The sequence below is a fragment of the Blautia sp. AM42-2 genome (genome assembly GCF_003480245.1).
GTDB lineage: Bacteria > Bacillota > Clostridia > Lachnospirales > Lachnospiraceae > Fusicatenibacter > Fusicatenibacter saccharivorans.
This window is the reverse complement of sequence record NZ_QUIM01000037.1, coordinates 1-1,261: the sequence shown is the minus strand read 5'-3', so window position 1 is coordinate 1,261 and position 1,261 is coordinate 1. Positions and strand designations below refer to the sequence as shown.

The following is a 1,261-nucleotide window of genomic DNA, read 5'->3' as shown; positions in this document are numbered from 1 at the left end:
CTATAAATGAGCAAATAACGAAAATTGCACAAAATCACCCTGCAATCGTTAAAACTTCCTCAAGCGAAGCTCCATGCTGGATCAGCCGATAAATAGCTGTAATCCGTTCTTCCTTTAACTGTTTTTGAAGGTAAAAATAACCTTCTTCAAATGTGCAGTGGTTTCCTTTGCACATACAGCACAGGTAATGGGTGAATGACATGATCAACCAGTACCTTTGGATTCCCTGGCTGGAACGGATCTGATATTTGTCCAGTCCCAGTTTCTGTTTACTCTGCCGGAAGAACAATTCAATAGACCAGCGTTTGGCATACGAATCAAGAATCTTCTGCGTAGACAGGGACACGTTAGTGGAAATAAATACCCTCAGTGCCTTTGGATTCCCAAAGCATTCCTCTGGATAACTCAGAAGAACAACTGCATTTGAAATCTTATTGAGATTTCCTTCGTAACGGTAAACGTAAAATCTCCTTTTATCAACGGTCACAAGGCTGACATTTGGATCGCTTTTCCGTATACGAAGTGCAAGTTCGCTGGCTTTCTGACGGATGCCCATCGGATAAAGGATTCGGTTACCAATCGTATAAAATCCTTTTTCCAGAAAGCTTTTCATGATACCGGCTGACGTATACCAGCTGTCACAGAGAAAGTAGGAAATCACAGGGGCTTCCGGCAGTTCCGTGGCGATATCCTGTACGATTTTAATTTTTGATTTTGTCTTATCATACAGTATGACCGCATAGTTCAGCGTGATTCCATTGCAGGAAAGCATAACAGAAACAACCTGGTGTCCATAATCCTGTCGTCCTTTGAGGTGCGATTGATGAAAATACGCCGCTTCGATTGGATGCAAATCCTGTGACGAAGGCTTGATATGGGAAGCAATCGTATCGTCCACAATGCAGAAGATTGGCTGACCGGAAGAACGGGCCTCCTGATAAATCAGTTCAACAATACTGCTTTTCAGAGCTTTTTGTAAGGCAGAATCGTTCCATTTTCCATGATTCAGGAAATAAGCAACGGTTGTCCTGTGATGCTGGCTGGTGATAGAAAAATCAACCGTTTTACCACGATATCCGCGTAGAAAGACAGAAACAATAATAGTCATTAAATGTTGGAGATAAATATCCGACAAAAAATGATGAATTTTTAAAGCTTTTAGGTAATTGTAAATTTTATTGGAATGATGTATAATGTTTGCGACAGGCACCCCCTTGTTTGCGTGAGTAGGTTGATGGTCGCACTTCAATTATACATCATT

General features: G+C 41.2%; 1 protein-coding gene. It reads right to left on the bottom strand.

Annotation, left to right across the window (positions count from 1 at the left end; all coding sequences use genetic code 11):
* Positions 1-34: 34 nt before the first annotated feature.
* Entirely contained in the window at positions 35-1,108 is a 1,074-nt protein-coding gene (locus tag DW915_RS15545; protein WP_118742435.1) for a transposase, read from the bottom strand.
* Between the last annotated feature and the right edge of the window lie 153 nt (positions 1,109-1,261).

Coding starts and splice junctions, on each gene's coding strand:
- DW915_RS15545 (WP_118742435.1), bottom strand. CDS start 1,108: ATGACTATTATTGTTTCTGTCTTTCTACGCGGATATCGTGGTAAAACG.